We start from the raw sequence: 24921 nt of genomic DNA, 5'->3' as shown, positions 1-24921 counted from the left end.
TGGGCTTCGAGGGGAAGTCAATTTCAAATTCTAGCGACAAATTCCACCTTGTGAATGTCTTGCATCTTATATAAGAGTGGCGGAGACCGATTTTCCCGGCCAGCCAGGCCCGTGCCGCCGGTCGGCAAGCAGGCGGCACGACGGTAAGATCGACCCACCATGAGCCAGTGCAACGACCTCCAGCCCTCCCCTGCCCGGCCCGCCGGGACCCGTCCCACCCAGCCGGCGCGCGTGCGCCTGGCACGCCGCTGCCTGCTCGGCATGACGCTGGCCTGGGGCGCAGCCGCGCTGCTGCCGGCGCAGGCCGAATCCCCGCAAGGCGGATTGCCTCAGACCGGCCTGCAACGCACCCGCCTGCAGGCCGGCATGCACCTGATCGACGCGCAGCTCGCGCTGACCAACCCGCAGCGCAGCCTGGGCCTGATGTGGCGCCAGCAGATGCCGGCCAACGAAGGCATGCTGTTCGTCTTCGAGCAGCCGGCGGTGCAATGCTTCTGGATGAAGAACACCCTGCTGCCGCTGACGGCTGCCTTCGTCGCCGATGACGGCACCATCATCAACCTGGCCGACATGCAGCCCAGGAGCGAGGCCAACCACTGCTCGACCCAGCCGGTGCGCTTCGTGCTCGAGATGCAGCAGGGCTGGTTCGCCAAGCGCGGCATCCAGGCCGGCTTCAAGCTCGGCGGTGCGCCGTTCAGGCCCGGCCAACCCTGATCGCGGCCCGGGGGCTGGGCATTCAGGTCACGCCCCGGCAGCAGGGCCGAAAAACAGGAAACCCGCAGGCCAGGCGGGCTGCGGGTTTCCTGTCGGCTGGACGTGCCCGAGGCGGGCACGCTGGCGCTCGGGCGCAATCAGGCGAAGTTGGCTTCGGCGAACGACCAGTTGACCAGCTTGTCGAGGAAGGTCTCGACGAACTTCGGACGCAGGTTGCGGTAGTCGATGTAGTAGGCGTGCTCCCAGACGTCGACCGTCAGCAGGGCCTTGTCTTCGGTGGTCAGCGGGGTGCCGGCGGCACCAGTGTTGACGATGTCGACCGAGCCGTCGGCCTTCTTGACCAGCCAGGTCCAGCCGGAACCGAAGTTGCCGACGGCCGACTTGACGAAGGCTTCCTTGAAGGCGGCATAGCTGCCCCACTTGGCGTTGATGGCATCGGCCAGCGCGCCGGTCGGCTCGCCGCCGCCGTTGGGCTTCATGCAGTTCCAGAAGAAGGTGTGGTTCCAGATCTGGGCCGCGTTGTTGTAGATGCCGCCGCTGGAGGCCTTGACGATGGACTCGAGGTCCATGTTCTCGAACTCGGTGCCCTTTTGCAGGTTGTTCAGGTTGACCACGTAGGCATTGTGGTGCTTGCCATGGTGGAACTCCAGGGTTTCCTGGCTGTAATGGGGGGCCAGGGCGTCGATCGCGTAGGGCAGTGCGGGCAGGGTGTGTTCCATAGAGGCGTCCTAGGTTGAAGGTTGCAAGAGATGATGATTGTAGGAAACAAACAAGGCCTTGCGCGTGCCGCGGGCAATCGGGAGCAGAACCGGTCACATCATCGCGACGGACCCGGCAGGTATGGCGTGCGCCTGTCACGATCGGCATCAAATTGCGGTTTATCATGCACAGCGCCTGGCGCCGGGTCTCGCCGCTGCGGGTTCGGTCCCGTCAGCGGACACCCAGCCGGCAAGACTTCGTTTCACCAGCCCATCCACGCCATGCAAGATCCTGACCGGCTGAACCCGTGACGGGATGGCGAATGCTTCAATCGGGCTTCAAAAGCCAGCCTTCATGACCTCGGTTCACATCGTCAATCACAGCCATCTGTCTCCAGACTGGCGCTGGCTGCAGCATCGATTCAACGCGCCGGACCTGAACTGGTCCCACCACAGCAACCAGCAATACCCTCGCCTCAGGCAGCTCCCCCTTGTCGGGGAATATGCCAGCCGGCTGCTGACCGCGCAACGGGCCATCGCCGACGCCGCCGGTCAGGCCCATCCGCTGCTGATCTCGCATGGTCCGCGTCCGGCCTACTATGCCGCCAGGCTGGCACAGCTGCGCAGGCGCAGCGACATCCCGCATCTGGTCTACTCGTTCAATTTCACCATCCTGCCCGGCAATGCCATGCGCAGGGAAATGCAGCGCGCCTACCGGTCCGTCGACCGTTTCACGGTGTTTTCCTCGATGGAAAAGACCCTCTACGCCGGGTATTTCGACATCGACCCGGACCGGATCGACATGCGGCACTGGGCGATCAAGCCGCAAGACCGGGCCAGCCTGCCCCCCCCTCCGATAGCGGGACCCTATGTCTGCGCCGTCGGCAGCCAGGGCCGGGACTACGCCACCTTGCTCGAAGCCGCCAAGCGCTTGCCGCTGATACCGCTGCACCTGGTCGTCCACCCGGAGAACATCCGCGGACTGGAACTGCCGCCCAACGTGACCGTGCACACCAGCATTCCGCACGCGATGGCCACCGGCATCATCGCCCATGCCGACATCATGGTGCTGCCGCTGCTGCACTCCCAGGTTCCCTGCGGCCATGTCACCGCGGTACTGGCCATGCATCTGGAGCGCGCGATCGTGGCGACCGACTCGGCGGGGTTGCATGACTACCTGAGGCAGGGCGAGACGGCCGAACTGGTGCCAGCGGCCAACCCGATAGCCATGGCCGAGACCATCGAGCGACTCTGGCAGGACCCGGCAGCCAGACAGGCGCTGGGGCAGCGTGCGCAGGGTTTTGCCCGACAGCATTGCCTCGAAACGCATGTCGTGGACTACTTCAGGGACTACCTGCACCAGCGCATGGGCCTGCCAGCCCCAGCCCCAGCCCCAGCCCCAGCCCCAGCCCCAGCCCCCAGAGCGTCGGTCTGAACCGGTCCATCCCACCCAGCCTTGCCCGTGTCACTTGCCTCCATCGCCTGGGATCCGCTGCATCCCCTGATCCCGGTCGCAGCTCTGCTGATGGCTTTTGCCACGCTGTCGCTGTTGCCGCGGCCCACCAAGCTGCCCACCCAGCCAGGACGCCACGACTCGATCGACGGATTACGCGGCTATCTGGCTTTCTTCGTCTACATCCATCACGCGGCCAGCTGGTTCTTCTACCTCAGAGAGGATCGGTGGATGCTGCCCGACTCCCGCCTCTACACCCACCTGGGACAGAGCAGCGTCGCGCTGTTCTTCATGATCACGGGCTTCCTGTTCTGCTCCAAGCTCATCGACAGTCGACGAACCCGTATCGACTGGCTCAAGCTGTTTGTCTCCAGGGTACTGCGGATCCTGCCGCTCTACCTGTTGCTGATCTTGCTGCTGCTCGGCTGCGTCGCCATTGTGTCGCGCGCCGAGCTCCGCGAGCCCCTGCCCGACCTGGTCAGGAACATCGCGGGCTGGATCTTCTTCACCATACCGGGAATGCTGGACATCAACGGCGTCAAGGGAACCTTCATCATCGTCTCGGGCGTCACCTGGTCGCTGGTCTACGAATGGTTTTTCTATTGCTCGCTGCCCTTGCTGGGACTGGCATTCGGTGTGATGCCATCCATGGCCGCCATCCTGGCAGGGGGCATCGGCATGGCGGCAATTGCCTGGGGCGCCGAAGCGATTCCGGTCTCGCTGACCTTCCTGGGAGGCATTGCCGCAGCGATCCTGGCTCGCAGCGAAGCGTTCCGTCAATTGGCGAAGTCAAGGCTTTCCACGCTGATGGCCATCGCCTGCCTGTGCGCACTCGTCCAGCTCTTTCCCACTTCACAGGGAAAGCCCCAGTTGCTGCTGCTCTCGCTCTTGTTTGCCATCATCGCCGGAGGCAACAGCCTGTTCGGGTTGATGACCCACAGGCTGGCTCGGGCGCTGGGGGAGTCGGCCTACAGCCTCTATCTGCTGCATGGCGTCCTGCTGTTCTGTGTCTTTACCTTCATCGTCGGAATGCCGACGGCCAGGACCTTGTCGCCCGCAGCACATTGGCTGATCGTGCTGGCCATGACGCCGGCGCTGGTGCTGTTCTGCCTGTTGACCTTCAAGTGGATCGAGCAACCCGCCATGCGACAAAGTTCCCGCACGACCCGCTGGATACGCTCGCTCTGGAGCGCCCGCGTCGATGCGGGCTTGAGCGATTCGACCGCGCCCAAGGCATGATCCGGTGACCCATGTCTGAACCAGAACCGCCAGCATCAACGCGAAGGCCTGCGCGCGCCTCGCGCTCCATCGTCTGGCTGATCGGCTGCATTGCCTTCATCAACGTCTATGCCATGCAGTCGGTGCTGCCGCTGCTGATGGCCGATTTCGACGCGACCCCGGTGCAGGCTGGCCTGACGGTCGGTGCCACGATCCTGGCGGTGGCGCTGCTGTCGCCTTTCATGGGCCTGCTGTCGGACGCCTGGGGCCGCAAGGGCCTGATCTGCGCCTCGCTGTTCGCGCTGGTGTTGCCGACGGCGCTGATACCGCTAGCCGGCAGCCTGAACCAGCTGATCGCGCTGAGGTTCCTGCAGGGGCTGGCCGTACCGGGCATCGTGGTGGTGCTGATGGCGTATCTGGCCGAGGAATTCCAGGCGACGGGCGGCGTGGCGCGCATGATCAGCACCTATGTCGCCGGCAGCGTCATGGGCGGCTTTTCCGGGCGCTTCATTGCCGGCCACGCCGCGCACTGGTGGGGCTGGCAGGGCGCCTTCCTGACCTTGGCGCTGCTGACCCTGGGCGGGGCCTTGCTGGTGCTGTGGCGGCTGCCGCGTTCGCGCCACTTCGTGCCGAGCCGCGACTGGCGCAGTGCGCGGATGAGCTTGCGCAGCCATCTGGTCAACCCGCGCCTGCTGGCGGCCTGCGCGGTGGGCTGTTGCGTGCTGTTCTCGCTCGTGGGTACCTTCACCTATGTCAACCTGCACCTGGCGGGCGCGCCGTTCAGGCTCTCGGCCGCCGGGCTGGCCAATGTGTTCACGGTCTATCTGCTCGGCGTACTGGTGACTCCGGTCGCGGGCCGGCTGATCCAGCGCTGGGGCTTCCTGCGTACCCTGCTCGGCGCGCTGCTGGTCTCGAGTGGCGGGCTGCTGCTGACACTGCTGCCGGCGCTGACGCCGGTCATCCTGGGATTGGCGGTCTGTTCCTCGGGCATCTTCGTCTGCCAGGCAGCCACCATCAGCTTCATTGCCGGCCATGTGAGCCAGGGTCGATCGCTGGCCACCGGGCTCTACAACATGAGCTACTACTCGGGCGGCGCGCTCGCCGCCTGGATCGCGGGCCTGGGCTACGAAAGCCAGGGCTGGGGCGGCGTGGTGGCGCTCATGATCCTGGCCCAGCTGCTGGCGGGATCGGTGGCGGCGTTGAGCTGGCAGCACGGCACTGGCCGCAGCGCATAGACTCGCGCCATGAAACCTTCTGCCCTGCCGGCGCGCGTTGCGGCTGGCGCGCCACGCGCCCTTGGCGGCCTGCTACCCTTCCTGCGGCCCTATCGCGGCCAGATGCTGCTGGCGGCGCTGTTCCTGTTGCTGGCGGCAGCGGCGACGCTGCTGTTTCCGGTCGCGCTGCGCGGCCTGATCGACGCGGTCCTGTCCTCGAGCGGCAGCGCGCGTAGCCAGCAGCTGGGCGAACGCTTCGGCCTGCTGTTCCTGGTCGCGGTCGGTCTCGGACTGTTCTCGGCCGCGCGCTTCTATCTGGTCAGCTGGCTGGGCGAGCGCGTCACGGCCGACCTGCGCCAGGCGGTCTACGCCCATGTGCTGGAGCAAAGCCCCGAGTTCTTCGAGACCACGCCGAGCGGCGAGGTGCTGTCGCGCCTGACGACCGACACCACCCTGGTGCAGACCGTGGTCGGCTCCTCGCTGTCGATGGGACTGCGCAACGCGGTCATGGGCATCGGGGCGCTGGTGATGCTGGTCTGGACCCATCCCCAGGTGATGCTCCAGGTCGGCCTGCTGATCCTGCTGGTGGTGCTGCCCGCGACGGGCTTTGGCCGGCGCGTGCGCCAGCTCTCGCGCGCCAGCCAGGACCGGATCGCCGACACCAGCGCGCTGGCGGCCGAGCGGCTCGACGCCATCGTCGTGGTGCAGAGCTTCACCGCACAGGCGCGCGAGGCGGCCCGCTTCGGGGAAGCGACCGAGCAGGCCTTCTTGGTCGCCGTGCGGCGTTCGCGCTGGCGTGCGCTGCTGGTGGCCTTCGTGATCATTGCCAGCTCGGCGCTGCTGCTGTGGGCGCTCTACCAGGGCAGCCAGGCGGTGCTGGCGGGCCGCATGAGCGCCGGCGAGCTCGGCCAGACGGTGTTCTACGCGCTGATCCTGGCTGGTGCGGTGGCCGTGCTGGGCGAGGTCTATGGCGACCTGTTGCGCGCGGCCGGCGCCACCGAGCGGCTGATGGAGCTGCTGTCGGCCCGCTCCCCGATCAGCTCGCCGACCGACCCGCTACCCGCGCAGTCGCCCGCCGGTGGCAGCCGGGTCGCGCTGCAGGCGCTGACCTTCCACTACCCGTCGCGCCCCGGCCAGGCGGCGCTGCAGCAGGTCACGCTCGAGGTCGAGCCCGGCGAGACCATCGCCCTGGTCGGCGCCAGCGGAGCGGGAAAAAGCACGCTGTTCCAGCTGCTGCTGCGCGGCTACGACCCCGACCAGGGCCGGATCCTGCTCGACGGCCAGCCTATCGACCGGCTGGCGCTCGACGAGTTGCGCCAGCGCATCGGCATCGTGCCGCAGGACGCGGTGCTGTTCTCGGGCACGGCGCTGGACAATATTCGCTACGGCAGGCCCGAGGCCAGCGATGCCGAGGTCAAGGCCGCCGCGCGGGCAGCGTTCGCGCATGACTTCATCGAGGCCCTGCCCCAGGGCTACGACAGCTTCCTGGGCGAACGCGGCGTACGGCTGTCGGGCGGACAGCGGCAGCGCATCGCGATCGCGCGCGCCCTGCTGAAAAACCCGCCGCTGCTGCTGCTCGACGAGGCGACCAGCGCGCTAGATGCCGAGAGCGAGCACATGGTGCAAGCCGCACTGGATGCGGCCAGGCGCAAGCGCACGACGCTGGTGATCGCGCACCGGCTCTCGACCGTGCAGCAGGCCGACCGCATCGTCGTGCTCGACCAGGGGCGCATCGTCGAACAGGGCCGCCATGCGGACCTGATGGCCGCCGGCGGGGTCTATGCCCGCATGGCCAGCCTGCAGCTCCTGCCCTGACTCCAGCAAGACACCGTTCCGCCTTCCAGCCTTGGCTTTTTGCCCTTTCTCATGAAGCTTCAATTGCTCCGCCACGCACCCGCAGCATGGGCCCATGCCCGATCGACCCAGACCGCCGGTCGCGCTGCAGGGAGGCAACAACCATGACGCTGTCGTCCCGACTGCTACAGGCCTGGCAACGCCGCGGGCCGCTGGCTGCCCTGCTCTGGCCGGTCTCGCAGCTCTATGGCGCGCTGCTCGGGCTGCGCCGGCTGGCCTACCAAACCGGACTCAAGCGCAGCGAAAGGCTGGCGGTGCCGGTGCTGGTGGTCGGCAACGTGGTGGTCGGCGGCGCCGGCAAGACGCCGACCGTGATCGCGCTGCTGCGCCACCTGCGCGAACAGGGCTGGAACCCGGGCGTGATCTCGCGCGGCTATGGCCGCGAGGGCGAGGGCTGCCTCGAGGTCAGTCCCGACAGCAGCAGCCGCGAGGTCGGCGACGAGCCGCTGCTGATCGCGCGCGCGAGCGGCGTGCCGCTGGCGGTCGGGCGGCAGCGCGCCGAAGCCGGCCGGCTGCTGCTGGCGCGCCATCCCGGGCTCGACATCCTGGTCTGCGACGACGGCATGCAGCACTGGGCGCTGGCGCGCGACCTGACCGTGGTGGTGTTCGACGAGCGCGGCTGCGGCAACGGCTGGCTGCTGCCGGCCGGCCTGCTGCGCGAGCCCTGGCCGGCGCGCGCCTGGGGCCAGGAACCCGCGGGGGAAATGCTGGTGCTGCGCACCGCACGGCCCGGCATCGAACTGTCGCCGCTGCCAGCGGCCCAGGCCGGCGGCCAGGTCCATCTGGCGCAGCGCGAGCTGGCGGCCGAGGCCGTCGATGCCCGGGGACGACGGCGCCCGCTGTCCGACTTCGCGCTGCCGAATGGTGGCCCGGTCGCGGCGCTGGCCGGCATCGCCCAGCCGCAGCGCTTCTTCGAGATGCTGGGCGCGCGTGGCCTGGAGCTGGCGCAGACGCTGGAGCTGCCCGACCATGCCGACGGCGCGCTCATGCTGGCGGCGCTGCAGGACTGCCAAGCCAGGATCGGCGCCAACGCCAGCCAATCAGAAGCCCGGTCGGCAACGCCGTCCAGTCTGTGCTGGCTCTGCACCGAAAAGGACGCCGTCAAGCTGTTTCCGCTGCTGGCGGGGCAGCCCGGGCTAGAGGTCTGGGCGGTGCCGCTCGAGCAGGAACCGTCGCCCGGGTTCTGGCATCAGCTCGACGGCGCGCTGAACCGGCTGCGGGAACGACTATCATTCCCGCATGGACGCCAAACTGCTTGAATTGCTGGTCTGCCCGGTCACCAAGGGCCCCCTGATCTACCTGCGCGAGTCGCAGGAACTCGCCTCGCGCAGCGCGCGCCTGGCCTATCCGGTGCGCGACGGGATCCCGATCCTGCTCGAGAACGAAGCGCGCGAAATCGGCGACGAGGAAGCCGAGCGCCTGGCCCGCAGCGTCAGCCCCGCCGCATGAGCACCCCGGCTGATGCTGGCGCACAGTTCCATGTGCTGATCCCGGCCCGGCTGGCCTCGAGCCGGCTGCGCAACAAGCCGCTGGCCGACATCTGCGGCCAGCCGATGATCGTGCGCGTGGCCGAGCGGGTGCGGCTGAGCCGCGCCGTCTCCTGCGTGGTCGCAACCGACGACGCGCAGATCCTGCAAGCCTGCCGCGCCGCTGGCGTCGATGCCCTGCTGACGCGCGCCGACCACCCGAGCGGCAGCGACCGCCTGGCCGAGGCCTGCACCCTGCTCGGCCTGCCGGACGACGCGATCGTGGTCAACGTGCAGGGCGACGAGCCGCTGATGGACCCGGCGCTGATCGAGGCGGTCGCGGCCGAACTGCAGCGCCGCCCCGACTGCGTGATGAGCACGGCCGCGCACGCGATCGAGCATGCGGCCGAATTCGCCAATCCGAACGCGGTCAAGGTGGTGCTCGACCGCGCCGGCCGGGCGCAGTATTTCAGCCGCGCGCCGATTCCCTGGTGGCGCGACGGCATGGCCGAGGCCTGGAGCGAGGGCATCGTGGAGCTGCCGCAGCAGCCGCGGCCGCTGCGCCATGTCGGCATCTACGGCTACCGGGTCGGCTTCCTCAAGGCCTTCCCCGGGCTGGAGCCGGCACCGACCGAGCAATGCGAATCACTTGAGCAGCTGCGCGTGCTCTGGCATGGCGAGCGCATCGCGGTCCATGTCTGCGCGCAGGCGCCGGGCCCGGGCGTCGACACCCAGGCCGACCTCGAGCGGGTGCGCGAGATCTTCGCGCGCCAGGCCTGACCGGCCGCAGCACGGCGGGCCGCCGGGCCCGCCGGCAGTAAGCTGGACGACAAGTCCCGCATGCTATCCTTGGTCGTTTGCCCGCTAGGGGCAGGCGGCGAGGAACCGCGAGACAACCGTTTGACACATTAAGACAAGGAAATCCATGCGACTGATCCTGTTGGGCGCCCCCGGCGCTGGCAAAGGCACCCAGGCCAACTTCATCTGCCAGAAGTACGGCATTCCCCAGATCTCGACCGGCGACATGCTGCGCGCCGCGGTCAAGGCCGGCACCCCGCTGGGCCTGGAAGCCAAGAAGGTCATGGACGCCGGCGGCCTGGTCAGCGACGAGCTGATCATCAACCTGGTCAAGGACCGCATCGCCCAGGCCGACTGTGCCCAGGGTTTCCTGTTCGACGGCTTCCCGCGCACGATTCCGCAGGCCGACGCGATGAAGGCCGCCGGCGTCAAGCTCGACTACGTGCTCGAGATCGACGTGCCCTTCGATGCCATCATCGAGCGCATGAGCGGCCGCCGCTCGCACCCGGCCTCGGGCCGTACCTACCATGTCAAGTTCAACCCGCCGAAGGTCGAGGGCGTGGACGACGTGACCGGCGAGCCGCTGGTGCAGCGTGCCGACGACCAGGAAGAAACGGTCAAGAAGCGCCTGGACGTCTACAGCGCCCAGACCCGCCCGCTGGTCGACTACTACGGCGACTGGGCCAAGGCCGAGCCGGCCGCGGCGCCCAAGTACCGCGCCATCAGCGGCACCGGCAGCGTCGAGGAAATCACCGCGCGCGCCTTCGCGGCACTCGAGAGCTGATCCGCTTGACTTGACAGGCCCTGATGCCTGTCGCGGACAGATCGACCCCCGCGCTAGCGGGGGTTTTTCATTGGTAGCTCACGCCCAGGCCGGCACGCGCATCCTGCTGGATGCCGTACTGCGGGACAGGATAGCGCAGGCCGTTGCGTGCCAGCGCCTGCATGCCGGCAATCGCCTGGGCGATCAGGGCCGGTGGCAACGCCATCAGCATCTCGTCGTCGAGCACGCCGCCATAGCGCCGCTCGGCGAAACAGGGAATCGACAGGCTGGGCTCGCCGGTCGCGAGCGCCCGGCCCCAGGAATCGGCGCAGGCCGACTCGCCGACCACGCTCCAGTCGAAGCGCTTGTAGCCCGACCACTGCAGGCCGTTGATGAAGTGCATCATGGCACCGGGCGTGGCATAGAACAGCGCGATGTCAGGCTCGACCAGCCGGCCCGAGGCCAGCGGCGAGACCGCCAGCGCCTGGTAGCGCCCGGCCGGCACGACTGACATCGCGGCCTGGTGCGCGGCGGCGTCCTCGACGCTCGCATACCAGACGCCCGCCATCGCGCGGCCCGAGCGCCATTCGGCATCCTGCGGCCCCAGTCCGACCACGGCACGGCATTGCTCGCCGACCAGGTCTGCGGCGGTGACGCCCACCGTCCAGCCCAGGCGCGCCGCCTGGGCCACGACCTGGTCCAGGGTATGGACGGCTTGCGGGCGCCGGATCTTCGGTACCTGCTCCATCGCCTCGGCCTGCTCGAACAGCTTCATGGCGATCGGAATGCTGCGCAGCTTGAGCCAGCCCTCGAGCTCCCGCGCCAAGGTGGCCAGATCGGTCGGATTGGGCTCCATGGTGAGACTCCCGGTTCAATGCCGCTGGCGGCTCAGCCGCGCCTGGCCAGCAAGGCGCGCGCCACGCGCGAACCGGTCGGCCGGCCCAGCGCATCGCTGATGAAGGTGCCCGCATCGACCAGCGCGTCGAGGTCGATGCCAGTGGCTATGCCCATGCCGTGCAGCAGGTAGACCAGGTCCTCGGTCGCGACGTTGCCGGTGGCCCCCTTGGCATAGGGACAGCCGCCCAGGCCCGCCACCGATGACTGGAAGTTCCAGACCCCCATTTGCAGAGCGGCCAGCGTGTTGCTCAGCGCCTGGCCGTAGGTGTCGTGGAAATGGCCGCTGACCCGGTCGATCTCGTAGTGCTTGCAAGTGGCCTCGATGGCGCGCTGCACCTTGAGTGGCGTGCCGACGCCGATGGTGTCGGCGACGTCGACCCGCTGCACGCCGATGGCCTTCATCAGGCCGGCCAGCATCTCGACCCGCTCAGGGGGAATTTCGCCCTCGTAGGGACAGCCAACGGTGCAGCTCATGGCGCCGCGCACCGCGATGCCGGCAGCCAGCGCGGCCTGCACCACGGGCGCGAAGCGCTCCATGCTCTCGGCGATACTGCAGTTGATGTTCTTCTGGCTGAAGGCCTCGCTGGCGGCGCCGAAGACGACGATCTCGTCGGGCCGGTCGGCCAGCGCAGCCTCGAAGCCCTTCAGGTTGGGCGTCAGCACCGAGTAGCGCACGCCGGTGCGGCGCTCGATGCCGGCCATGACCTGGTGGTTGTCGGCCATCTGCGGCACCCATTTCGGGCTCACGTAGCTCGTGACCTCGATCTCGCGCAGGCCGGCCGCCTGCAGCCGCTGCACCAGCTCGATCTTGACCGCGGCCGGCAGCGGCTGCTTCTCGTTCTGCAGGCCGTCGCGCGGGCCGACCTCGACCAGCCGGACCTGGGCAGGATAGTTCATGCTCATCGGGATTCCTCTGCGGTTTCAGGCCAGCTCGAGCTCGAGCTTGAGCAGTTCGGCCCCATCGCCGACCTGGTCGCCGACCGCGTACAGCAGCTCGGACACCACGCCGTCGGCGGGCGCGGCGATGGTGTGCTCCATCTTCATCGCCTCCATCACCGCCAGCGGCTGGCCCTGGGCGACGCGCTCGCCGGCCGCGACCAGGAAGGCGACCACCTTGCCCGGCATCGGCGCGGTCAGGCGGCCGCCTTCCGCGCCGCTGTCGCCAGCATGCGCCAGCAGGTCGACCTCGACCAGCTGCGCGGCGCCCTGCGGCGTGAAGACCTCGACCCGCTCGCCGTCCAGATAGACGGTGGCGCGGCTGCGCTGCGTGCCAAACGCGATGTCGAGCGCCCAGTCGCCTGGCTGGCGCGGCGTGAATTGCAGCGGGCCCGATACAGCTGTCGCGCCCTCGCCCACGGTCAGCTGGAGCGCGGCATCGCGGTGATAGGACAGCGTGGCGGACACGCGCTCGCCGAGGTAGTCGAAGGCAAAGCGGCGCGCGAAGATGCCATGGCTGCGCCAGCCATCGGTCTTGCTGAACGGATCGGGGCCTTGACAGGCGCGCTCGGCCAGCAGGGTCTGCGCGACGGCGGCGGCGACCGCCAGCGGCAGGCCGACCGGGTCCTGGCCGAACAGCGCGGCGCGCTCGCGCTCGATCAGCGCGGTGTCCAGCCTGGCGCCGGCAAACGATTCGCTGCGCACCACCTGGCGCAGGAACTGGACATTGGTCGCCAGGCCCACGATATGGGTCTGGGCCAGGGCCTCGTCGAGGCGGGCCAGCGCCTGCTCGCGCGTGTCGCCCTGCACGATCAGCTTGGCGACCATCGAGTCGTAGAAGGGGCTGATCGCATCGCCCTCGCGCACGCCGTCGTCGAAGCGCACCGAAGCGATCCGGAAGCTGTCGTGCGCGGGCTTGCGGTAGCGGTCGAGCCGGCCGGTCGCGGGCAGGAACTGGCGCTCCGGGTTCTCGGCGCAGATGCGGGCCTCGATCGCGTGGCCCTTGATCTGCAGCTGCTCCTGCGCCAGCGGCAGCGGCTCGCCGGCGGCCACGCGCAGCTGCCACTCGACCAGGTCGAGGCCGGTGATGGCCTCGGTCACCGGGTGCTCGACCTGCAGCCGGGTGTTCATCTCCATGAAGTAGAACTTCATCTGCTCGGGATGCTCGTAGCCGCCCGGCTGCTCGACGATGAATTCCACCGTGCCGGCGCCGACATAGTTCACGGCACGCGCCGCCGCCACCGCCGCCTCGCCCATGCGGGCGCGCAGCTCGGGCGTCATGCCGGGCGCGGGCGCTTCCTCGAGCACCTTCTGGTGCCGGCGCTGTACCGAGCAGTCGCGCTCGAACAGGTAGACGATGTTGCCGTGCTGGTCGCCGAAGACCTGGATCTCGATGTGGCGCGGGCGCTGGACATATTTCTCGATCAGCACCGCATCGTCGCCGAAGCTGTTGCTGGCCTCGCGCTGGCAGGAGGCGAGCGCGGCGGCAAAGTCCTCGCTGCGATCGACCGCGCGCATGCCCTTGCCGCCGCCGCCCGCGCTGGCCTTGATCAGCACGGGATAGCCGATGCGGTCCGCCTCGGCCTGCAGCAAGGCTGCATCCTGGTTGGCGCCGTGGTAGCCGGGCACCAGCGGCACCTGGGCCTGCTCCATCAGGCGCTTGGACTCGGCCTTCAGGCCCATGTCCTTGATGGCGGAAGCCGGCGGGCCGATGAAGACCAGGCCGGCAGCGGCGCAGGCCTGGGCGAACTCCTCGTTCTCGCTCAGGAAGCCGTAGCCGGGGTGGATGGCCTGGGCGCCGGTGGCCTGGGCGGCCTCGAGGATGGCCGGCCAGCGCAGGTAGCTGTCCTTGGGCGCGCTGCCGCCGATGTGGATGGCCTCGTCGCAGGCCGCGACATGCTTGGCGCCGGCATCGGCGTCCGAATGGACCGCGACGGTCTTGATGCCGAGGCGGCGCGCAGTGGCCGCGACGCGGCAGGCGATTTCGCCGCGGTTGGCGATCAGGATTTTCTTGAACATGTCTGTCTCCTCAAGCCAGCCAGGCCGGCTGACGTTTTTGCAGGAAGGACTGCACGCCCTCCCGGCCCTCGGTGCTGGCACGGATGTCGGCGATCGCCTCGACCGTCTGGGCGATCAGCGCAGCGTCGATCTCGCGCTGGACAACGTCCTGCAGCAGGCGCTTGCAGGCACGCACCGCCGCCGGGCTCGCGTTGACCAGCGCCTGGGCGACCGCGTCGACCCGCTCGTCGAGCCGGTCGGCCGCGACGACCTCGTGCACGAAGCCGATGCGCAGCGCCTCGGCGGCATCGAAGCGCTCGGCGCTCAGGCAGTAGCGCTGCGCGGCGCGCGGTCCCATGGCGCGGATCACATAGGGGCTGATGGTCGCGGGCAGCAGGCCGAGCCTTGTTTCGCTCAGGCAGTAATGCGCGCAATCGGCGCTGAGCGCGATGTCGCAGCAGGCCACCAGGCCCATGCCGCCGGCATAGACATCGCCCTGGACGCGGGCGATGACCGGCTGCGGGCAGTGGTGGATCACGCGCAGCATCTCGGCCAGCCGCGCCGCGTCGGCCAGGTTCTGCGCGCGGTCGTAGTCGGCCATGCGGCGCATCCAGTTGAGGTCGGCGCCGGCGCAGAAGGCCGGCCCCTCGGCCGCCAGCACGATGACGCGCACGTCCTCGCGGGCCCCCAGCTCGGTGAAGGCCTGGGTCAGCTCGGCGATCACCTCGTCGTTGAAGGCATTGCGCAGCTCGGGCCGGGTCAGCGTGAGGGTGGCGCGGCGCGCCTCGACCTTGAGGTTCAGGTTGCTCATCTCTGCCTCACATGCGGAAAATGCCGAACTTGGTGTCCGGGATCGGCGCGTTCAGGCTGGCCGACAGGCCCAGCGCCAGCACGCGCCGGGTGTCGGCCGGGTCGATCACGCCGTCGTCCCACAGCCGGGCGCTGGCGTAGTAGGGATGGCCCTGCTGCTCGTACTGCTGGCGGATCGGCGCCTTGAAGGCCTCCTCCTCGTCGGCGCTCCACTGGCCGCCCTTGGCCTCGATGCCATCGCGCCGCACGGTCGCCAGCACGCTGGCGGCCTGCTCGCCGCCCATCACGCTGATGCGCGCGTTCGGCCACATCCAGAGGAAGCGCGGCGAGTAGGCGCGGCCGCACATGCCGTAGTTGCCGGCGCCAAAGCTGCCGCCGATGATGACGGTGAACTTGGGCACCTGGGCGGTCGCGACCGCAGTCACCATCTTGGCGCCGTTGCGCGCGATGCCCTCGTTCTCGTACTTGCGCCCGACCATGAAGCCGGTGATGTTCTGCAGGAACACCAGCGGGATCTTGCGCTGGCAGCACAGCTCGATGAAATGCGCGCCCTTCAGGGCCGATTCCGAGAACAGGATGCCGTTGTTGGCGATGATGCCGACCGCCATGCCCTCGATATGCGCGAAGCCGCACACCAGGGTGGTGCCGAAGCGCGGCTTGAACTCGTGCAGCTCGGAGCCGTCGACCAGGCGCGCGATGATCTCGCGCACGTCGAAGGGCTTGCGCGTGTCGGTCGGGATCACGCCGTAGAGCTCCTCGGCCGGGAACAGCGGCGCGCGCGGCTCGCGCAGCGGGATCTCGGACTGCTTGGCGCGGTTCAGGTGGCCCACCGCCTCGCGCGCGAGTTTGAGCGCGTGCAGGTCGTTCTGCGCCAGGTGGTCGGCCACGCCCGAGAGCCGGGTGTGCACGTCGCCGCCGCCCAGGTCCTCGGCGCTGACCTCCTCGCCGGTGGCGGCCTTGACCAGCGGCGGGCCGCCCAGGAAGATCGTGCCCTGGTTCTTGACGATGATGGTCTCGTCGCTCATCGCCGGTACGTAGGCGCCGCCCGCGGTGCAGCTGCCCATGACGACCGCGATCTGCGCGATGCCCTGCGCGCTCATGTTGGCCTGGTTGTAGAAGATGCGGCCGAAGTGGTCGCGGTCCGGGAACACCTCGTCCTGGTTCGGCAGGTTGGCGCCGCCCGAGTCGACCAGGTAGATGCAGGGCAGCCGGTTCTGCTCGGCGATCTCCTGCGCGCGCAGGTGCTTCTTGACCGTGGCGGGATAGTAGGTGCCGCCCTTGACGGTGGCATCGTTGCAGACCACCATGCAGTCGATGCCGGCGACCCGGCCGATGCCCGCGATCAGGCCGGCGCCGGGCGCGTCATTGCCGTACATGTTCAGCGCGGCCAGCGGCGCGACCTCGAGGAAGGGCGTGCCGGGGTCGAGCAGCATCTGCACGCGCTCGCGCGGCAGCAGCTTGCCGCGCGCCAGGTGCTTGGCGCGCGCGGCATCGCCGCCGCCCTGCGCGATCTGCTCGATGCGCAAGCGCAGGTCGTCGACCAGCGCGCGCATCGCCGCCGCGTTGGCCTGGAAGTCCGCGCTGCGCGGATTGAGTTGGGTGCCGAGTATGCTCATCGGGGGCTTTCTTCTGGGATCTTGCGGGTAAGGGGCTTGCAGGCGCTTCAGGCCGTCCTGGCTTCTTGCAGGCCGAGCTGTTCCTTCATCGCCTCGCGGATCCTGAACTTCTGGATCTTGCCGGTCACCGTCATCGGGAAGCCCTCGACGAAGCGGATATGGCGCGGAATCTTGTAGTGGGCGATGCGGCCGCGGCAGTAGTCGCGCACCTCGTCCTCGGACAGGGCCTGGCCCGGCTTGACGACGATCCAGGCGCAGAGCTCCTCGCCGAAGCGCTGGTCGGGCACGCCGACCACCTGCACGTCCTGCACCTGCGGCAGGCGGTAGAGGAACTCCTCGATCTCGCGCGGGTAGATGTTCTCGCCGCCACGGATCACCATGTCCTTGATGCGGCCGACGATGTTGACATAGCCCTCCTCGTCCATGGTCGCGAGGTCGCCGGTGTGCATCCAGCCCTCGGGGTCGATCGCCTCGCGCGTCCTGGCCTCGTCGCCCCAATAGCCCTGCATGACCGAGTAGCCGCGCGTGCACAGTTCACCGGCCTGGCCGCGCGCGAGCGTGGCGCCGGTCTCGGGGTCGGCGATCCGGACCTCGAGGTGGGGCTGGACCTGGCCGACGGTCGAGACCCGCTTGTCCAGCGGGGTGTCGGTGCGGCTCTGGCAGCTGACCGGGCTGGTCTCGGTCATGCCGTAGGCAATCGTGATCTGGTCCAGGTGCATGTCGCTGACCACCCGCTTCATGACCTCGATCGGACAGGGCGAGCCGGCCATGATGCCGGTACGCAGGCTAGACAGATCGAACTCGGCAAAACGCGGGTGATCGAGCTCGGCGATGAACATGGTCGGCACGCCATGCAGGCCGGTGCAGCGCTCGTCCTGCACCGTCTGCAGCACGGCGAGCGGATCGAAGGCGTCGTTCGGATAGACGATGGTCGAGCCATGCGTCAGGCAGGCCAGGTTGCCCAGCACCATGCCGAAGCAGTGATAGAGCGGCACCGGGATGCAGAGCCGGTCGACCGGGCTCAGGCGCATCGCCTCGCCGATGAAATAGCCGTTGTTCAGGATGTTGCGGTGGGTGAGCGTCGCGCCCTTGGGGAAGCCGGTGGTGCCGCTGGTGAACTGGATGTTGATCGGATCAATGGGCTTGAGCGTGGCGGCGATGCGGTCGATGCGCGGATCGTCGGATCGGCCGCGCGCCATCAGCTCGGAAAAGCGCAGCAGGCCCGGCACTTCCTCGCCCTGGCCGGGCTGGTCGATCCAGACCACGCTGCGCAGGTGCGGCAAGGTGCCTGACTCGAGCGCGCCCGGCTGGCCGTGCGCCCATTCGGGCGCCAGCTGCTGCAGCATGGCCAGATAATCGCTGCTCTTGAACTGCCGCATCGTCACCAGCGCGCGGCAGCCGACCTTGTTGAGCGCGTACTCGACCTCGGCGGTGCGATAGGCCGGGTTGATGTTGACCAGCACCAGTCCGACCTGGGCCGTGGCCAGCTGCATCAGCACCCACTCGGCATTGTTGTGCGACCAGATGCCGATGCGGTCGCCCGGCTGCAGGCCCAGCCCGAGCAAGGCGCTCGCGAGCTGGCGCGCGGCCTGCTGCAGCTGCCGGTAGCTGTAGCGCAGGCCCTGGTGCACGCTGACCAGCGCCTCGTGCTCGGGCTGGCGCGCGACCATGGCGTCGAAGCACTCGCCTATGGTCTGCTCGATCAGCGGCTGCTCGGTGGCGCCGCGCGCCAGGGCCAGTGGGGCTTGATCCGGTGTCCTGTTGTCTTGTTGCATGCTTGTCTCCTGCTGTCGCTCGATGGTTCTTGTGCAGCCATGTTAGGCAGGCAAAACCCTTGGCGTGTGCCACAATGGTTGCAATTCATGCCATCCGATCCCTGCCTGCAAATGCCGCCCAGCATCGCGCCAAGCCCCCATCCGCAAGACAGCCAGCTGCCGGCTGCCAGCCCCAGGCAGCCCGGCAAGGCTGTGACGCCGATGGGCTTCGTCCAGGCCATCGCCTGGGCCTATGCCAGGCGCGGAATGGACCCGGCCGGGGCCTGGGCTGCGGCACAAATCCCGCCAGACCGCATCAGCGATCCGGACGCACGCATCAGCGCGCTGCAGATGGAGCGGCTGTCGGGCCACGCGATGCGCGAACTCGACGACGAGGCGCTGGGCTGGTTCGGTCGCCGCCTGCCCTGGGGCAGCTACGGCCTGCTGGCGCGCGGCTCGCTCGGCGCGCCCACGCTCAGGCTGGCGCTCAAGCGCTGGTGCCGGCATCACGGGCTGCTGGTCGACGACATCGCGCTCGCGCTGGGCGAGGCCGATGGCGTGGCGACCATCACCCTGGACGACCCGCGCGCGCCGCTGCCAACGCGCGAGTTCTGCCATGTCTCGGTGCTGCGCAACATCCACGGCCTGGCCTGCTGGTACAGCGACTCGCGCATCCCGCTGCTGGGCGCGAGCTTCAGCTTCGCGGCACCGCCGCACCGCGACAGCTACGCGGTGCTGTTCCCGGGCCCGGTGCAGTTCTCGGCCGCGCAGACCTGCATCCGCTTCGACGCGCGCTATCTGGAGTTGCCGCTGCGCCGCGACGAGGCCGCGATGAACCAGCTGCTCAAGAACGCGCTGCCGCTGATGGTCCAGTCCTACCGGCGCGACCGGCTGCTGCTCGAGCGGGTGCGCCAGCTGCTGCGCAGCCAGCCGCAGCAGGCGCACAACGCCGAGGGGCTGGCCTCGCTGCTGCATGTCTCGCCGCGCACGCTGCACCGCCAGCTGCAGGAGCTCGGCAGCTCGCTGCAGGCGCTGAAAGACGCGGTGCGGCGCGAGCGCGCGATCGAGCTGCTGCTGCGCACGCAAAAGCCCAACAAGCAGCTGGCCGAGGCGGTCGGCTTCACGAGCGAGAAGAGCTTCATCCGGGCCTTTCGCGGCTGGACCGGACAGACGCCAGCGGACTACCGCCAGCAGCAGCGCGAGCTCGCGGCAGGCGATAGTCGCCCGGGCGCGAACCGGTCCATTTCCTGAACGCCCGGTGGAAGGCGCTGGCCTCGGAGAATCCGAGCGCCGCCGCGATGTCGGCCAGGCTGGCCTCACGGTCGGCCAGCCGGTCGATCGCCATGTCGCGCCGCAGGTCGTCGAGTATCTGGCGGTAGGAGCTGCCCTCGGCGTCGAGGCGCCGGCGCAGCGTCGCCTCCGACAGGTTCAGCTGGCGCGCGAGCTCGGGCAAACCGGGCCAGTCGGCCACCGCCTGCCCGCGCAGGCGGCGCCTGATGCGCGCCGACAGCGCGGCGCTGTTCTTGTACTTGACCAGGAAGTTGGCCGGCGCCGAGCGCAGGAAGGCCTTCATCGCGGCTTCGTCGCGGCGGTTGCGCAGCGCCAGGTAGCCGGCGTCGAAGCTGATGCCTGAGCCGGCCTGGGCAAAGCCGAGCTCCTGCGCGAACAGCACCCGCCATTCCTGGCTGTAGGGCGGCTCGGCGCAGCGGAATTGCGCGCTCAGCAGCGGAATGCGGCGCCCGACCAGCCAGCAGGCCAATCCATGCAGCAAGAGCAGGTAGGTGCCGTAGGCGAAGGCGCGCCGCGGGGCGATCGGCTCGCCGGTGGCGGCATCGATGCGGTCGATGATGCGGATGCGCGCGACGGCACCATGGATCTCGAGCTCGCCATGGAAATCGTCGAGCAGCAGGCGCAGGAAGCGCAGTGCGCGGCGCAGCGCGCGCTCGAGCGTGTCGGCATGGATCAGCGCGTGGCACAGCAGGGTGAAGCTGCCCGACTTCATGCGCCGGCTGTCGAGCCCGAAGAACTCGTCGTCGATCTGCTGCGCGATGCCATGCCAGAGCAGGCCGTAGGCGGCCGACGACACGCGCGCCTGCGGCAGCGCGAGCAGCTCGGCCGAGATGCCGGCGCGCGCCAGCAGCGGGCGCTCGTCGATGCCGCGCTCGCGCAGGCAGGCCAGCGCCTCGTGCACGAAGGCGATCGCGATCGTGCCCTTCTCGACCTCGAGCGTCGACGGCTGCGAATGATTGACCGATTCGCTCATGGTACTTGCGCGCTTGCGGCATTGAACCCGGGGCGCCAGCCTCCTACAGTGACCGAAAGCGTCGCGCTGGCGCGCACAAGAAAGCAAAGGAGCATGCGATGGAAATCAAGGACAGGGTGTTCGTGGTGACGGGCGGCGGTTCCGGCCTCGGGGCCGCGACGGCGGCGATGCTGGTCGCGCGCGGCGGCAAGGTCTTGCTGGCCGACATCAACGCCGAGGCCGGGCGCCAGGTCGAGGCCGGGCTCGGCGAGCGGGCCCGCTTCGTGCCGACCGACGTCAGCAGCGACGAGAGCGCGCACGCCGCCTTCGAGGTCGCACAATCGATGGGCCCGCTGCGCGGCCTGGTCAACTGCGCCGGCATCGCGCCGGCCGAGAAGGTGGTCGGCAAGCGCGGCGCGCACCGGCTCGAGAGCTTCGCGCGCACGATCGGCATCAACCTGATCGGCAGCTTCAACATGATCCGGCTCGCCGCCGAGATCATGGGCCAGAGCGAGCCCGAGGACGGCGGCGAGCGCGGCGTCATCGTCAACACCGCCTCGGTCGCGGCCTACGACGGCCAGATCGGCCAGGCTGCCTACGCGGCATCCAAGGGCGGCATCGTCTCGATGACGCTGCCGATCGCGCGCGAGCTCGCGCACAGCGGCATCCGCGTCATGACGATAGCGCCCGGCATCATGGAGACGCCGATGCTGCTGGGCATGCCGGCCGAGGTGCAGCAGGCGCTCGGGGCCATGGTGCCCTTCCCTTCGCGGCTGGGCAAGCCAGCCGAATACGCGGCCTTGGTCGAACATATCCTGGGCAATCAGTACCTCAATGGCGAAGTCTTCCGCCTTGACGGCGCGATCCGCATGGCGGCCAAGTGACGGCAAGGAGAAAAACATGTCTCACGATCCGATTGTCATCGTTTCCGCCGCCCGCACCCCGATCGGCGGCCTGCTCGGCGAGCTGTCCGGCCTGGCCGGCTGGGAGCTCGGCGCCGTCGCGATCCGCGCCGCCATCGAGCGCGCCGGCCTGCCCGGTAGCGCCATCGACGAGGTGCTGCTGGGCTGCTGCCTGATGGCCGGCCAGGGCCAGGCGCCCGCGCGCCAGGCCGCGCTGGCCGCTGGCCTGCCACTCTCGGCCGGCGCCGTGACCTTGAGCAAGATGTGCGGCTCGGGCATGCGCAGCGCGATGTTCGCGCACGACATGCTGGCGGCCGGCAGCGCCGAGGTCGTCATCGCTGGCGGCATGGAGAGCATGAGCAACGCGCCGCACCTGATGTTCGCGCGCAAGGGCGTGAAGTACGGCGCGACCCAGATGTTCGACCACATGGCACTCGACGGCCTGGAGGACGCCTACGAGCGCGGCAAGGCCATGGGCGTCTTCGCCGAGGCCTGCGTCGAGAAGTTCGGCTTCACGCGCGAGCAGCAGGACGACTACGCGATCGCCTCGACCCTGCGCGCCAAGGCCGCCAACGAGGACGGCAGCTTCGACTGGGAGATCGCGCCGGTCACGCTCAAGGGCGCCAGGGGCGAAGTCGTGATCCGCCATGACGAGCAGCCGTTCAAGGCCAGACTGGACCGGCTGCGCAGCCTCAAGCCCGCCTTCAAGCAGGACGGCACCATCACCGCAGCCAACGCCAGCAGCATCTCGGACGGCGCCGCCGCACTCGTCTTGATGCGCGAATCGAGCGCCAGCCGGCTGGGCGTCGCGCCGATCGCCCGCATCGTCGCGCAGGCGGTACATGCGCAGGAGCCGGCCTGGTTCAGCACCGCACCGGCCGGCGCGATCCGCAAGGCGCTCTCGCGCGCGGGCTGGCAGGTGGCTGATGTCGAGCTGTGGGAGATCAACGAGGCCTTTGCCGCCGTCACCATGGCCGCGATGAGCGAGTTCGGCCTGCCGCACGAGATCGTCAACGTCCACGGCGGCGCCTGCGCGCTCGGACACCCGATCGGCGCCTCGGGCGCACGCATCATCGTCACCCTGCTCGGCGCGCTGAAAAAACGCGGCCTGCGCCGCGGCATGGCCTCGCTGTGCATCGGCGGCGGCGAGGCCACGGCGCTCGCGCTCGAACTGTACTGAAAGGACCCAAGATGATCCTCACCCCGGAACAGGAACAGATCCGCGACGCGATGCGCGCCTTCGCGCAGGAGCGGCTGGTACCGTTCGCGGCCGACTGGGACCGCAACAAGACCTTCCCGGCCCAGGCGCTGCAGGAACTCGGCGAGCTCGGCGCCATGGGCGTGTGCGTGCCCGAGCAATGGGGCGGTGCCGGCCTGGACTGCATGAGCCTGGTGCTGATGCTCGAGGAAATCGCCGCCGGCGACGGCGCGACCTCGACCATCGTGTCGGTGCAGAACTCGCTGGCCTGCGGCATCCCGGCGCGCTACGGCAGCGACGCGCAGAAGGAGCAATGGCTCAAGCCCCTGGCGCGCGGCGAGCAGATCGGCTGCTTCTGCCTGACCGAGCCGCACACCGGCTCGGATGCCGCGGCGATCCGCACCCGCGCCACGCGCGACGGCGACTCCTATGTGATCAACGGCGTCAAGCAGTACATCACGAGCGGCGCCAATGCGGCGGTCGCGATCGTGTTTGCCGTCACCGACCCGGCTGCCGGCAAGAAAGGGATATCGTGCTTCCTGGTGCCGACCGACACGCCGGGCTACCGGGTCGCGCGCATCGAGAACAAGATGGGCCAGCATGCCTCCGACACGGCGCAGATCCTGTTCGAGGACTGCCGCGTGCCGACCTCGGCCCTGCTCGGCAAGGAAGGCGAAGGCTATCGAATAGCGCTGTCCAACCTGGAGGCCGGGCGCATCGGCATCGCCGCGCAGTCGGTCGGCATGGCGCGCGCGGCCTACGAGGCCGCGGTCGGCTACGCCAGGCAGCGCGTCACCTTCGGCCAGCCCATCATCGAGCACCAGGCGGTCAACTTCAGATTGGCCGACATGGCGACCCAGCTCGACGCGGCGCGACTGATGGTCTGGCGCGCCGCGATGCTCAAGGACGCCGGCCGGCCCTGCCTGACCGAGGCCTCGATGGCCAAGCTGTTCGCCTCCGAGATGGCCGAGCGGGTCTGCTCGGCCGCGATCCAGATCCACGGCGGCTGCGGCTATACCGACGAGACCCCGGTCGAGCGCATCTACCGCGACGTGCGCATCACGCAGATCTACGAGGGCGCCAACGACATCCAGCGCCTGGTGATCGGGCGCAGCATCGCGGCGGCGTGAGCCCACTCCATGTCACAGGAAAAAGCCATGGGACCCTTGCAGGGCATCAAGATCATCGAGTTCGCCGCCCTCGGCCCGGCGCCGATGGGCAGCATGCTGCTGGCCGACCTCGGCGCCGAGGTGCTGCGCATCGAGCGCAAGGCCGGCGCCGGCTCGCGCCCGGGCGCCGGGCTGTTCGACCCGGCGCTCGACATCCTGAACCGCAACCGGCGCGTGGTCGCGCTCGACCTCAAGCAGCCGGAGGCGATCGAGACCGTGCTGCGCCTGACAGAGGGCGCCGACGCGCTGATCGAGGGTTTCCGCCCCGGCGTGATGGAGCGACTCGGGCTGGGCCCCGAGGTCTGCCTGGCGCGCAACCCGCGCCTGGTCTACGGCCGCATGACGGGCTGGGGCCAGAGCGGCACGCTGGCGCATGCCGCCGGCCACGACATCAACTACCTGTCGCTGTCGGGCGCGCTGCACGCGATCGGCGAAGCCGGGCGCAAGCCGGTGGTGCCGCTGAATCTGGTCGCCGACGGTGGTGGCGGCGCCATGCTGCTCGCGCTCGGCGTGCTGGCCGGGCTGCTGGAAGCGCGCGGCTCGGGCCGGGGCCAGGTGGTCGATGCCGCGATGACCGACGGCGCCGCGCTGCTGATGAGCATGATGTACACGCTCAAGGCGATGGGGCAATGGCAGGTAGAGCGCGGCAGCAACCTGCTCGACGGCGGCGCGCATTTCTACGACACCTACCCGTGCCGCGACGGCAGGTGGATCTCGGTCGGCGCGATCGAGCCGCAGTTCTACGCCCTGCTGCTGCAAAAGACCGGCATCAGCGACCCGGACTTCGACGCGCAATGGGACCGCAGCCGCTGGCCCAGGCTGAAGGCCAAGCTCGCACAAGTGATCGCGACGCGCACGCGCGACGAATGGTGCGCGATCTTCGACGGGACGGACGCCTGCGTCGCACCGGTGCTCGACATGGACGAGGCGCCGCGGCACCCGCACAACCGCTCGCGCCACACCTTCACCGAGGTCGGCGGCGTGGTGCAGCCGGCTGCCGCGCCGCGCTTCAGCCGCACGCCGCCCGCGCCGCCGACGCCGCCCCGGACCGCGAGCGATCCGCAGGTTCTGCTCGACTGGGGCTTCGGCACAGACGAACTCGCCGCACTCAGGCAACAGGGCGTGCTGTGACGCCCCGGGATCGATCCATCAGGCGCCGGGCCTGAAACCTGGCGCCGCGACTCGGACAATGAAAGTCCGCACCAGCCCTTGCGGGGCTGG

General features: G+C 69.1%; 22 protein-coding genes. 14 read left to right on the top strand and 8 right to left on the bottom strand.

The features are described from left to right. Window positions 1-159: 159 nt before the first annotated feature. On the top strand, window positions 160-714 hold the full coding sequence (locus C6P64_RS14415) for a DUF192 domain-containing protein (RefSeq protein WP_425436763.1): 555 nt from the start codon (window positions 160-162) through the stop codon (window positions 712-714). A gap of 137 nt (window positions 715-851) precedes the next feature. Here C6P64_RS14415 and C6P64_RS14410 read toward each other — a convergent pair whose 3' ends face one another. Continuing rightward, window positions 852-1433, bottom strand: a complete 582-nt coding sequence (locus C6P64_RS14410) for a superoxide dismutase (protein ID WP_105749250.1) — start codon at window positions 1431-1433, stop codon at window positions 852-854. A gap of 334 nt (window positions 1434-1767) precedes the next feature. Here C6P64_RS14410 and C6P64_RS14405 point away from each other — a divergent pair, with 334 nt between their 5' ends. From C6P64_RS14405 to adk, 8 genes are all read left to right on the top strand, one after another. After that, window positions 1768-2847, top strand: coding sequence for a glycosyltransferase family 4 protein (locus C6P64_RS14405; RefSeq protein ID WP_170073115.1), 1080 nt, complete (start codon window positions 1768-1770; stop codon window positions 2845-2847). Between the two features lie 27 nt (window positions 2848-2874). Next, window positions 2875-4104, top strand: coding sequence for an acyltransferase family protein (locus C6P64_RS14400; protein WP_105749248.1), 1230 nt, complete (start codon window positions 2875-2877; stop codon window positions 4102-4104). A gap of 11 nt (window positions 4105-4115) precedes the next feature. Then, on the top strand, window positions 4116-5318 hold the full coding sequence (locus C6P64_RS14395; protein ID WP_105749247.1) for an MFS transporter: 1203 nt from the start codon (window positions 4116-4118) through the stop codon (window positions 5316-5318). A 9-nt stretch (window positions 5319-5327) separates the two neighbouring features. Continuing rightward, window positions 5328-7112 (top strand): ABC transporter transmembrane domain-containing protein, encoded by a 1785-nt coding sequence (locus C6P64_RS14390; RefSeq protein ID WP_105749246.1) that lies wholly within the window; start codon window positions 5328-5330, stop codon window positions 7110-7112. Window positions 7113-7255: 143 nt separating this feature from the next. After that, window positions 7256-8410: a tetraacyldisaccharide 4'-kinase gene (gene lpxK, locus C6P64_RS14385; RefSeq protein ID WP_105749245.1), complete on the top strand. Its 1155-nt coding sequence runs from the start codon at window positions 7256-7258 to the stop codon at window positions 8408-8410. After that, on the top strand, window positions 8391-8600 hold the full coding sequence (locus C6P64_RS14380) for a Trm112 family protein (RefSeq protein ID WP_105749244.1): 210 nt from the start codon (window positions 8391-8393) through the stop codon (window positions 8598-8600). The genes lpxK and C6P64_RS14380 overlap by 20 nt, the downstream gene beginning before the upstream one ends. Next, window positions 8597-9397: a 3-deoxy-manno-octulosonate cytidylyltransferase gene (gene kdsB, locus C6P64_RS14375; RefSeq protein WP_105749243.1), complete on the top strand. Its 801-nt coding sequence runs from the start codon at window positions 8597-8599 to the stop codon at window positions 9395-9397. Before C6P64_RS14380 ends, kdsB begins: the two co-directional genes overlap by 4 nt. Before the next feature lie 145 nt (window positions 9398-9542). Next, window positions 9543-10199 (top strand): adenylate kinase, encoded by a 657-nt coding sequence (adk, locus tag C6P64_RS14370; RefSeq protein ID WP_105749242.1) that lies wholly within the window; start codon window positions 9543-9545, stop codon window positions 10197-10199. A gap of 67 nt (window positions 10200-10266) precedes the next feature. Here adk and C6P64_RS14365 read toward each other — a convergent pair whose 3' ends face one another. The 6 genes from C6P64_RS14365 to C6P64_RS14340 are packed head-to-tail and all read right to left on the bottom strand — an operon-like array spanning window position 10267 to window position 18210. After that, window positions 10267-11034, bottom strand: a complete 768-nt coding sequence (locus tag C6P64_RS14365) for a DUF169 domain-containing protein (RefSeq protein ID WP_105749241.1) — start codon at window positions 11032-11034, stop codon at window positions 10267-10269. Between the two features lie 32 nt (window positions 11035-11066). Then, window positions 11067-11972 (bottom strand): hydroxymethylglutaryl-CoA lyase, encoded by a 906-nt coding sequence (locus C6P64_RS14360; protein WP_105749265.1) that lies wholly within the window; start codon window positions 11970-11972, stop codon window positions 11067-11069. A gap of 24 nt (window positions 11973-11996) precedes the next feature. After that, window positions 11997-14030, bottom strand: coding sequence for an acetyl/propionyl/methylcrotonyl-CoA carboxylase subunit alpha (locus C6P64_RS14355; RefSeq protein WP_105749240.1), 2034 nt, complete (start codon window positions 14028-14030; stop codon window positions 11997-11999). 10 nt (window positions 14031-14040) lie between these two features. Continuing rightward, window positions 14041-14820, bottom strand: a complete 780-nt coding sequence (locus C6P64_RS14350; RefSeq protein WP_105749239.1) for an enoyl-CoA hydratase/isomerase family protein — start codon at window positions 14818-14820, stop codon at window positions 14041-14043. 7 nt (window positions 14821-14827) lie between these two features. Continuing rightward, window positions 14828-16435, bottom strand: coding sequence for a carboxyl transferase domain-containing protein (locus C6P64_RS14345; RefSeq protein ID WP_105749238.1), 1608 nt, complete (start codon window positions 16433-16435; stop codon window positions 14828-14830). A 47-nt stretch (window positions 16436-16482) separates the two neighbouring features. Then, window positions 16483-18210, bottom strand: coding sequence for an AMP-binding protein (locus C6P64_RS14340; RefSeq protein WP_105749237.1), 1728 nt, complete (start codon window positions 18208-18210; stop codon window positions 16483-16485). 111 nt (window positions 18211-18321) lie between these two features. On the opposite strand from C6P64_RS14340, the gene C6P64_RS14335 reads away from it, so the two are divergent. Further along, window positions 18322-19440, top strand: coding sequence for an AraC family transcriptional regulator (locus C6P64_RS14335; protein ID WP_105749236.1), 1119 nt, complete (start codon window positions 18322-18324; stop codon window positions 19438-19440). Here the strand turns inward: C6P64_RS14335 and C6P64_RS14330 are convergent. Beyond that, window positions 19328-20452 carry an AraC family transcriptional regulator gene (locus tag C6P64_RS14330; protein WP_105749235.1) on the bottom strand — a complete coding sequence of 375 codons (1125 nt, stop codon included), beginning with the start codon at window positions 20450-20452 and terminating at the stop codon, window positions 19328-19330. The two genes, C6P64_RS14335 and C6P64_RS14330, sit on opposite strands and share 113 nt — an antisense overlap. Before the next feature lie 98 nt (window positions 20453-20550). On the opposite strand from C6P64_RS14330, the gene C6P64_RS14325 reads away from it, so the two are divergent. The 4 genes from C6P64_RS14325 to C6P64_RS14310 are packed head-to-tail and all read left to right on the top strand — an operon-like array spanning window position 20551 to window position 24831. After that, window positions 20551-21315, top strand: coding sequence for a 3-hydroxyacyl-CoA dehydrogenase (locus C6P64_RS14325; protein ID WP_105749234.1), 765 nt, complete (start codon window positions 20551-20553; stop codon window positions 21313-21315). A 16-nt stretch (window positions 21316-21331) separates the two neighbouring features. After that, window positions 21332-22513: an acetyl-CoA C-acyltransferase gene (locus tag C6P64_RS14320; RefSeq protein ID WP_105749233.1), complete on the top strand. Its 1182-nt coding sequence runs from the start codon at window positions 21332-21334 to the stop codon at window positions 22511-22513. A gap of 11 nt (window positions 22514-22524) precedes the next feature. Next, entirely contained in the window at window positions 22525-23661 is a 1137-nt protein-coding gene (locus C6P64_RS14315; RefSeq protein WP_105749232.1) for an acyl-CoA dehydrogenase family protein, read from the top strand. 27 nt (window positions 23662-23688) lie between these two features. Beyond that, entirely contained in the window at window positions 23689-24831 is a 1143-nt protein-coding gene (locus tag C6P64_RS14310) for a CaiB/BaiF CoA transferase family protein (protein WP_105749231.1), read from the top strand. The last annotated feature ends 90 nt before the right edge of the window (window positions 24832-24921 follow it).

The organism is Malikia granosa (assembly GCF_002980595.1).
In the GTDB taxonomy this organism is placed as follows: Bacteria; Pseudomonadota; Gammaproteobacteria; order Burkholderiales; family Burkholderiaceae_C; genus Malikia; species Malikia granosa.
The sequence above is the reverse complement of the archived record's forward strand: the minus strand, read 5'-3'. Positions and strand labels throughout refer to the sequence as shown.